Below are 8793 nucleotides of genomic sequence, written 5' to 3'. Positions count from 1 at the left end.
GCCGGCCTCCGCGATGTGGTAGCCCGAGATCGAGACCGAGTAGAAGTTGCGGATGTCGTGGTGGATGAAGTACTCCTGGATATCCCCCATGACCTTGAGCGAGAACTCGGTCGAGAAGATGCAGGTGTTCTGCCCCTGGTCCTCCTTCAGGATGTCGGCCTGCACCGTGCCGCGCACGGTGGCGATCTGGGCCTCCTTCTCCTCGGTGGTCGAGCGGATCACCTCTTTGGGCAGCATGGTGGGCGAACCTTCCGATGACAGGAAGGTGTTCACACCGATGACCGGCAGCTCGCCGGTGTGCTTGAGGGTCTCGTAGTACAGCGACTCCTCCTGGATCTTGCTGCGCTGGTACATGGTCTCCATCGCGCCGAGCACGCCGCCGCGCTCGTTGAGCCGCTCGAATTCCTTCAGCACCGCCTCCTCCACCAGGTCCGTCAGCTGCTCGATGATGAACGAGCCCTGCAGCGGGTTCTGGTTCTTGGCCAGGCCGAATTCGTGGTTAATGATCAGCTGGATCGCCATGGCGCGGCGCACGCTCTCTTCCGTCGGCGTGGTGATGGCCTCGTCGTAGGCGTTGGTGTGCAGCGAGTTGCAGTTGTCGAAGATGGCGTATAGCGCCTGCAGCGTGGTGCGGATGTCGTTGAAGGAGATCTCCTGCGCGTGCAGCGAGCGGCCGGAGGTCTGGATGTGGTATTTGAGCATCTGCGAGCGCGGGCTCGCGCCGTACTTCAGCTTGAGCGCCTTGGCCCAGATGCGGCGCGCCACGCGGCCGATCACCGCGTACTCGGGGTCGATGCCGTTGGAGAAGAAGAACGACAGGTTGGGCGCGAAGTCGTCGATCTTCAGCCCGCGCGACAGATAATACTCGATGTAGGTGAAGCCATTGGCCAGCGTGAAGGCCAGCTGCGTGATTGGATTGGCGCCGGCCTCGGCCATGTGGTAGCCGGAGATGGACACCGAGTAGAAATTGCGGACGCGGTTCGCGGTGAAATAGCTCTGCATGTCGCCCATGAGCTTGAGCGCGAACTCGGTGGAGAAGATACAGGTGTTCTGCGCCTGGTCTTCCTTGAGGATGTCGGCCTGTACCGTGCCGCGCACCGCGGCCAGCGTCTCGGCCTTGATCCTCTCGTACACCTCGCGCGGCAGCACCTGGTCGCCGGTGATGCCGAGCAGCATCAGGCCTAGCCCGTCGTTGCCCTTGGGCAGCTCGCCGCGGTAGCGCGGGCGCTCCACGCCGCGCGCCTTGAACCAGGCGGCGATCTTCTGCTCGACCGCCTGCTCCAGGCCGTTGGCGCGGATGTAGCGCTCGCAGGCCTGGTCGATGGCGGCATTCATGAAGAAGCCGGTGATCATCGGCGCCGGGCCGTTGATGGTCATGGACACCGAGGTCTTCGGATCGGCGAGGTCGAAGCCGGAATACAGTTTCTTGGCGTCGTCCAGGCAGCAGACGGATACGCCGGAGTTGCCGATCTTGCCGTAGATGTCCGGGCGGTGATGCGGGTCGTTGCCGTACAACGTCACCGAGTCGAAGGCGGTGGACAGGCGCTTGGCCGGATGTCCGGCGGCGATGTAATGGAAGCGGCGGTTGGTACGCTCCGGCCCACCTTCGCCCGCGAACATGCGGGTCGGGTCCTCACCCTCGCGTTTGAACGGGAACACACCGGCGGTGTAGGGGAACTCGCCCGGCACGTTCTCCTGTAGCGTCCACCTGAGGATGTCGCCCCAGCCCTGGTAGTGCGGCAGCGCGACCTTGGGAATCTTCAGGTGCGACAGCGACTCGGTCTTGGTCGGCACACGCACGTCCTTGCCGCGTACCTGGTACACGTATTCGTCGCCTTCGTAGTTGCGGCGCTTGGCGTCCCAGCTCTCCAGCGTCTTGCGGTTGCCCGCGTCGAGTTTCTCCGCCAGTTCGCCCTCGATGACCTCGAGATCTCCGGCTTTCTCTTTGACGAGCTTGCGCGCCTGGCGCAGGGATTGCAGCTGCTGCGCGAGACGGCTCTGCGTCTCGACCCAGCGGTTGTAACCGCGCACCGTGTCCACGATCTCCGCCAGGTAGCGCGTGCGCTCAGAGGGGATGATGAAGATCTTCTCCGAATCGCCGATCCCGTGCCCGAAGTTCGATTTCAGCGGCACGCCGCACTTCTCCGCGATGCGGTCGATCAGCACCCGGTAGAGCCGGTGCGTGCCCGGATCGTTGAATTGTGAGGCGATCGTGCCGATCACCGGCATGTCCTCGAGCTTCTTCGCGAACAGCTGGTGGTTGCGCTGGTACTGCTTGCGCACGTCGCGCAGCGCATCCTGCGCACCGCGCTTGTCGGCCTTGTTCAACGCCACCACGTCGGCGAAGTCGAGCATGTCGATCTTCTCGAGCTGGGTAGCGGCGCCGTATTCCGGCGTCATCACGTACAGCGAGGCGTCCGAGTGATCCACGATCTCGGTATCCGACTGGCCGATGCCGGAGGTCTCCAGCACGATCAGGTCGAAGCCGGCCAGCTTGAGGATGTTGACCGCGTCACGCACATGGGACGAGAGCGCCAGGTTGGCCTGGCGCGTGGCCAGCGAGCGCATGTACACGCGCGGGTTGTTGATCGCGTTCATGCGGATGCGGTCGCCCAGCAGCGCGCCGCCGGTCTTGCGCTTGCTCGGATCCACCGAGATCAGGCCGATGTGCTTGTCCTTGAAGTCCAGCAGGAAACGCCGCACCAGCTCGTCCACCAGCGAGGACTTGCCGGCGCCGCCGGTGCCGGTCACGCCCAGCACCGGGACTTTCTGTCGGGCGGCCTCCGAGCGGATTTTCTCCAGCAGCCGCGGATGCTTGTCCGGGTAGTTCTCGACCGCAGAGATCAGCCGGCCGATGGCGCGCGGGTCACGCTGGCGCGCCGCATCCAGATCGGCCTCAGTCACGTCGCGGCCGGTGGGGAAGTCGCTGCGCTCCAGCAGGTCATTGATCATGCCCTGCAGGCCCATCGCGCGGCCGTCGTCGGGCGAGTAGATGCGGGTGATGCCGTAGGCGTGCAGCTCGGCGATCTCATCCGGCAGGATCACGCCGCCCCCGCCGGCGAAGATGCGAATGTGGCCGCAGCCCAGCGCCTTCAGCCGGTCGTACATGTACTTGAGGTACTCGACATGCCCGCCCTGATAGCTGGTCACGGCGATGGCGTTGGCATCCTCCTGCACGGCGCAGTTGACGACCTCGTCTACCGCACGGTCGTGGCCCAGGTGGATGACCTCCGCGCCGCTGGCCTGCAGGATGCGGCGCATGATGTTGATGGCCGCGTCATGACCGTCGAACAGCGAGGCCGCCGTCACGATGCGGATCTTGTGCTTGGGGCAGTAGACCGCCGGCGTGGCCGACGGCAGAGGGCTGGCTTTTTGCTGCATAGGCTGTCCTGCACCAGGTCCTGCGCGGCAGGTTGGTGTCTGAGGTTCACTCCAGTATCGTCCCGTTTATGCCACAAAGCCACGCGGAAATGGTCATTACTTCGGACGACCTCGGACGTGCCGTGCGGCTGCCTGCGCGTCCCCGGCGCATCGTTTCGCTCTGCCCCTCGCAGACCGAAACCCTGCTGGCGCTGGGCCTGAGCGGGCGTGTCGTCGGCCGCACCCGCTACTGCATCCACCCGGCCGCCGAGGTCAGCCGGATTACCGAAGTGGGCGGCACCAAGCAGCTGCGGCTGGATGCCCTGCGCGCCCTGCAGCCCGACCTGATCATCGCGGAAAAAGAGGAAAACCGCCGCGAGGACGTCGAGGCCCTGGAACGGGAATTCCCGGTGTACGTCACCGACGTGCGCAGCGTGGACGGCGCCCTGCGCATGATCCGCCACCTCGGCCAGCTATGCGACTGCACGCAGGCGGCCGAGGTACTGGCGCAGCAGATCGCCGGGCGGTTTTCGCGGCTGCAGCCGCTGCGGCCGCGACGGCGCGTGGCCTATCTGATCTGGCGCAAGCCCTGGATGGCGGCCGGCGCCGACACCTATATCCACGACGTGCTGACGCGCTGTGGCTTCGAGAATGTCTTTGCGGCAAAGACCGGCCGCTATCCCGAAACCACGCTGGAGGACATCGAACGGCTCGCCCCGGAGGTGCTGCTGCTCAGCTCCGAGCCCTACCCCTTCCAGGATCGCCACCGGCAGGAATTCGCAAAGCGCCTGCCCGGGGCTAAAGTTCTGCTCGTGGATGGCGAAGCCTTCAGCTGGTACGGCGCGCGCATGCGGCTGGCGGCCGATGCGCTGCAGCGGCTGCTGTCGGAGCTGTAGCGTGTTACAATTGTAACAACTTGACCGCCGGCGCGGACCGCCATGAAACCAGCCGCCTCGAAAGCACCCAGGACCGAAGTCACCCGCGTCAGCGCCGTGCTGTACCGGATGGCGGACCGCGTCGGCAGCCTGTTCAGCCGCAAGGCCGCGCAACAGATCGAGCACTGGGCCAACCTGGGGCGCACGCTCGAGGCCCTGCCCACCGTCAACCTGCAGCAGGTGCGCAGCGCCCTGCGTGCCGAGCTGGACTTCGAGGCGCTGACCACCGAGGAGCGCGCCCTGCATCTGGCGCATCTGGCCGAAATCGAGGCCGGGCGCACAGCCCCGCCCGCGCACCAGACCGAGGACGTGCCGCTGTACACCCGCGAGAACGGCAAGCTGCTGCGCGTCTATCCCGACGGCCGCCGCGTGCGAGTGCTCGACCCGCTGAAGTCGCGCAAGAAGACCCGCCGCCGCTGACGGCAGCGCACGCCGCCACATGGATGTCCAGCAGCCCGTGCTGTGGCTGATCGCCGGCCCCAACGGCGCCGGCAAGACCACGTATTACCGCAACCTCGCCAGTCGGCATTTCCGCGTGCCCTTCATCAACGCCGACCAGATCGCGCAGGAACGCCTCGGTCGCCATCCGAAATCGGACCAGGAAATGCAGGCCGCGGCGGCTGAGGCCGCGCGACGCCGCGACGAGGCCATCCACAGCGGGCGCTCCTTCGTCGCCGAGACCGTGTTCTCCCACCCGTCCAAGCTGGAGCTGATGGAACGCGCCCGCCAGGCGGGCTATTACCTGCGCCTGAGCTTCATCGGCGTGAGCGATCCTGCGCTGTGCGCGCTGCGTGTGTCGGCCCGGGTGGAGGGCGGCGGCCATCGGGTGCCGCCGGACAGGATCGCCGCGCGCTACACGCGCAGCCTCGACCTCGCCCGCCAGGCCGTCACCCTGGCGCACTGGGCGCTGGTGCTGGACAACACCTCGGTCGAACACCCGCACCGCCAGCTGCTGCTGTACGAGCTGGGCCTGCTGGCCCGCCACTGGCCGCCGTTGCCGGCCTGGGTGCGGAGGTTTCCGGGCACTTGAGCCCTATGTCATCCCGATTTGCGCCGTTTGCGGTCCCTCTCCAAGAGTCGGACCTTACGCAAACTTCGTTCCGCACGCACCACTGCAAGTATGTATACGCGCTGCTTTTCTGCCCGATACAGGACGCGGCAGGGCGGCTCGATGATCTGGCGATAACGCCATCCGCGCAGTTCTGAAGGTTTCGAACCGCTCCTGGGATGATCCGCCAACTGCGCCACATGCCGGAACACCCGCTGCACGATCAGGCGGGCCGCTTGTGGATTATCGAGTGCGATGTAATCGGCGATGGCGTCCAGATCGGCCAGCGCGGGCGCTGTCCAGATTATTTCAGCCATCTCGCCATCCGCTTCCGTGCGTCGGCATGTGACAGGGTACGGCCTTCTTCTATGGCTCGCTCGCCACGCGCGATGGCCTCCAGCAATGCCATCCGCTTCTGCAAGGCCTCGTAGGTCTCAACATCGACCAGATACGCAGCCGGCAGCCCATGCTGCGTGATCAAGATGGGATCCCGGTCCGCCTCCAGCTCGGAAAGCAGTTCCGTCGCTCTCCGCTTGAGAGTGGTAACAAGCTCAGTGCGCATACAGTGATACTAAAGTAACACTCCCTTTCGGGCAACCACGGTCCCGGTTTGATTGAGCATTCTCCCGGAATCAGGCTAGATTCATCTTTAAATACCCAGTCCGTTTGTGAGAAAGGCCCAGAGCGTCGTGCAGGCCGGATATCGGGTGATTACAGTCCCCTCTCCCGCTTGGGGAGAGGGCCAGGGAGAGGTGCGAAGTAAAGTGACCAAGATCTACACCAAAACCGGCGACCAGGGCACCACGCAACTACTCAGCGTCGGCCGCGTGCCGAAGAACCACTTGCGCCTGCAGGCCTACGGCGAGATCGACGAACTCAACAGCGTCATCGGCCTGGCCCGCGCGCAGGGCCTGTCACCGCCGCTGGACGGGTGGCTGCTCGGCATCCAGAACACGCTGTTCGTGCTGTCCTCCGAAATCGCCGTGCCGAAGCCGGAAGAGATCAATATGCCGATCCCCAAGTTGCAGGCCGGCGACACGGCCGAGCTGGAGAAAATGATTGATGAACTAGACCAGTCGCTGGAACCGCTCAAGACCTTCATCCTACCCGGCGGCGCGCCCGGCGCCGCGCAGCTGCACGTCGCCCGCACCGTTTGCCGCCGCGCCGAGCGCGCGCTGCAGACCCTGCACCAGTCGGAAGCCTTGAGCGCCGATGCGCTGACCTACATCAACCGCCTGAGCGACCTGCTGTTCACGATGGCGAGGTACGAAAACAAGAAACGGGGCGTGAGCGATACGGCGTGGTCGAGTCGCTAAGGAACGGCCTTGACCCAAAGCCCTCCGGCAGCACGCGCCGCTGACCTGATCGCCGCAGCCGACGGCCTGCTCATCACCGCCGGTGCGGGCATGGGCGTGGATTCCGGATTGCCGGATTTCCGTGGGCCGGAAGGTTTCTGGCGCGCCTATCCGGCGCTGAAGCACAAGGGCTTCGGTTTCACCGACATCGCCAACCCGGAAGCTTTCCGCCGCAATCCGCGGCTGGCCTGGGGTTTCTACGGGCACCGACTCCAGCTGTACCGCAAGACAACGCCGCACAATGGCTTTGCGATCCTCAAGCGCTGGGCGGAAAGCAAACCGCAAGGCGTCTTCGTGTTCACCAGCAACGTGGACGGGCATTTCCAAAAGGCGGACTTTGCCGAGGACCGCATCGTCGAGTGCCATGGCTCGATCCATCGCCTGCAGTGCGCGGCAACTTGCAGTGACAGTATCTGGCCTGCCGATGATTTCGCACCCGACGTGGACGAGGAAAACTGCCTGCTGCGTTCGCCTTTGCCCACCTGCCCCGCCTGCGGCGCGCTGGCGCGGCCGAACATCCTGATGTTCGATGACGGGGATTGGCAGGAAAGGCGCTACGAAGTCCAGCGCGAGAACCTGCGCCGCTGGCTGGGATGCGTCCGCCGGCCGGTGGTGATCGAAATCGGCGCCGGCCGTTCCGTGCCGACCGTGCGGCACTTCAGCGAATCGCTCGGCGCGCCGCTGATCCGCATCAACCGCGAGGCAGCCGACGCAAGTGGCGCTACCGTATCGCTGCCCATGAACGCACTCGAGGCCCTGCAGGCCATCGACCCGCATGCCCGCTAAGAAACCCCCCGCCCGTCACCGCGGGCGGCGCCTGCTGTGGACCGGCGCGCGCACGCTCGGGCGCAGCATGCTGCGCGTGCTGCCGGGCGTGAGCAAGGAGAACCAGTGGCGCAAGATCGGCGAGGACTGGTTCGCGACGCTAGGCGAACTCAAGGGCGCGGCGATGAAGCTCGGGCAAATCGCCTCGCAGTACCGCGACATCCTGCCGCCCGCGCTGGCCGAGCAGCTGGCGCGCCTGCAGCGCCAGGCCGAGCCTCTGCCCTTCTCGAAGATGCACCCGCTGCTGGACGCGCAGTGGTCGAAGGCGCAGTGGCAGCTCGTCGAGCACATCGAACCGACGGCGCTCGCAAGCGCTTCGATCGGGCAGGTGCATCGGGCGAAACTCGCCGACGGCCGCGCGGTGGTGATCAAGATCCGCTACCCCGGCGTGGCCGAGGCGGTGGATGCCGACCTCGAGAACCTGGGCCGGCTGATCCGCATGGCCGGCAAGCTGCCGGTGGACCGTGAGGGGCTGAAGGCACTGATGCAGGAAATCCGCGCGCGCTTCGTGGAGGAAACCGACTACACCAACGAACGGCGCAACCTGGAAGGCTTCCTGCGCGATCCGATGGAGGGTTTCCGATTCCCGGAACCGGTCCCCGAACTCTGCACGGATGGCGTGCTGGTGCTCACCGAAATCCAGGCCGACGACGCGGAGGCCGCGCGGCACTACCCGCAGGCGCTGCGCGACCGGATCGGCAACCGCCTCACCGACTGGGTGGTGCAGCAGATCTTCGTCACCGGCCGGCTGCACGCCGACCCGCATCCCGGCAACTTCGGCTTCACGCCCGAGGGCGAGATCGTCGTGTACGACTTCGGCTGCGTGAAGCACCTCGGGCCCGAAACCCAGGCCGGCCTGCGCGCGGTGCTCAGCGCCAGCGTGGCCAAGGACTGGCCGGCGCTGCATGCCGGCCTGCAACGGCTCGGCGTGGTGCACATGCCGTATGACAGCCACCCGGTGATCTTCGGGCGGATCTATGCGGAGCACTGCGAGGCGATTCTCGACCCTGTCATGCGACGCGAACGCTTCGATCTCAGCGACGGCAGCCTCCTGGAGAACGGCCGCATCGCCGCGCAGCGCGCCATCCCGCACTGGCCCAAGTTTCGCGTCGCGGCGGAGCTGGCCTTCGTCACCCGCACGCTGAGCGGGCTGTACTGGCTGCAACGCGGGCTGAAGGCGCGGGTGGCGCTGCGGGAGAAGATCCTGGCGCTGGCGGGTTAGTCGCGCTCTGTGGCCGCGAGGTAGCTGGAGTACTTCGGGTTGTCCACG

At 65.9% G+C, this 8793-nt stretch carries 9 protein-coding genes; 6 read left to right on the top strand and 3 right to left on the bottom strand.

Annotation, left to right across the window (positions count from 1 at the left end; translation table 11 throughout):
* Nucleotides 1-3381 (bottom strand): methylmalonyl-CoA mutase family protein (locus VNJ47_07485; protein ID HXG28673.1); only part of this gene is annotated, 3381 nt, incomplete at its 3' end.
* Nucleotides 3382-3470: 89 nt separating this feature from the next.
* On the opposite strand from VNJ47_07485, the gene VNJ47_07480 reads away from it, so the two are divergent.
* Genes VNJ47_07480 through VNJ47_07470 form a run of 3 tightly spaced genes read left to right on the top strand, consistent with a single transcriptional unit; the run spans nt 3471 to nt 5325 of the window.
* A complete protein-coding gene (locus VNJ47_07480; GenBank protein HXG28672.1) occupies nt 3471-4256 on the top strand; it encodes a helical backbone metal receptor in 786 nt (261 codons plus the stop codon).
* Between the two features lie 42 nt (nt 4257-4298).
* Nucleotides 4299-4715 (top strand): hypothetical protein, encoded by a 417-nt coding sequence (locus VNJ47_07475; protein ID HXG28671.1) that lies wholly within the window; start codon nt 4299-4301, stop codon nt 4713-4715.
* Nucleotides 4716-4734: 19 nt separating this feature from the next.
* On the top strand, nt 4735-5325 hold the full coding sequence (locus VNJ47_07470) for an AAA family ATPase (GenBank protein ID HXG28670.1): 591 nt from the start codon (nt 4735-4737) through the stop codon (nt 5323-5325).
* An 8-nt stretch (nt 5326-5333) separates the two neighbouring features.
* Here VNJ47_07470 and VNJ47_07465 read toward each other — a convergent pair whose 3' ends face one another.
* Both VNJ47_07465 and VNJ47_07460 read right to left on the bottom strand, forming a co-directional pair.
* Nucleotides 5334-5660, bottom strand: coding sequence for a type II toxin-antitoxin system RelE/ParE family toxin (locus tag VNJ47_07465; GenBank protein ID HXG28669.1), 327 nt, complete (start codon nt 5658-5660; stop codon nt 5334-5336).
* Complete coding sequence (locus VNJ47_07460) at nt 5648-5905, bottom strand: type II toxin-antitoxin system Phd/YefM family antitoxin (protein HXG28668.1); 258 nt, start codon at nt 5903-5905, stop codon at nt 5648-5650. The genes VNJ47_07465 and VNJ47_07460 overlap by 13 nt, the downstream gene beginning before the upstream one ends.
* Before the next feature lie 202 nt (nt 5906-6107).
* Here VNJ47_07460 and VNJ47_07455 point away from each other — a divergent pair, with 202 nt between their 5' ends.
* Genes VNJ47_07455 through VNJ47_07445 form a run of 3 tightly spaced genes read left to right on the top strand, consistent with a single transcriptional unit; the run spans nt 6108 to nt 8745 of the window.
* Nucleotides 6108-6659: a cob(I)yrinic acid a,c-diamide adenosyltransferase gene (locus VNJ47_07455; GenBank protein HXG28667.1), complete on the top strand. Its 552-nt coding sequence runs from the start codon at nt 6108-6110 to the stop codon at nt 6657-6659.
* Between the two features lie 9 nt (nt 6660-6668).
* Nucleotides 6669-7484: a Sir2 family NAD-dependent protein deacetylase gene (locus VNJ47_07450; GenBank protein ID HXG28666.1), complete on the top strand. Its 816-nt coding sequence runs from the start codon at nt 6669-6671 to the stop codon at nt 7482-7484.
* The gene (locus VNJ47_07445) at nt 7474-8745 is read left to right on the top strand and encodes an AarF/ABC1/UbiB kinase family protein (GenBank protein ID HXG28665.1); all 1272 of its coding nucleotides are present in this window, start codon (nt 7474-7476) and stop codon (nt 8743-8745) included. The genes VNJ47_07450 and VNJ47_07445 overlap by 11 nt, the downstream gene beginning before the upstream one ends.
* The last annotated feature ends 48 nt before the right edge of the window (nt 8746-8793 follow it).

It is taken from the genome of Nevskiales bacterium (genome assembly GCA_035574475.1).
In the GTDB taxonomy this organism is placed as follows: domain Bacteria; phylum Pseudomonadota; class Gammaproteobacteria; order Nevskiales; family DATLYR01; genus DATLYR01.
The sequence above is the reverse complement of the archived record's forward strand: the minus strand, read 5'-3'. Positions and strand labels throughout refer to the sequence as shown.

Bases quoted from the DNA above. Each gene is read 5' to 3' on its own strand.
- VNJ47_07480 (HXG28672.1), top strand. From the start codon at position 3,471: ATGGTCATTACTTCGGACGACCTCGGACGTGCCGTGCGGCTGCCTGCG.
- VNJ47_07470 (HXG28670.1), top strand. From the start codon at position 4,735: ATGGATGTCCAGCAGCCCGTGCTGTGGCTGATCGCCGGCCCCAACGGC.
- VNJ47_07445 (HXG28665.1), top strand. From the start codon at position 7,474: ATGCCCGCTAAGAAACCCCCCGCCCGTCACCGCGGGCGGCGCCTGCTG.
- VNJ47_07465 (HXG28669.1), bottom strand. From the start codon at position 5,660: ATGGCTGAAATAATCTGGACAGCGCCCGCGCTGGCCGATCTGGACGCC.
- VNJ47_07475 (HXG28671.1), top strand. From the start codon at position 4,299: ATGAAACCAGCCGCCTCGAAAGCACCCAGGACCGAAGTCACCCGCGTC.
- VNJ47_07460 (HXG28668.1), bottom strand. From the start codon at position 5,905: ATGCGCACTGAGCTTGTTACCACTCTCAAGCGGAGAGCGACGGAACTG.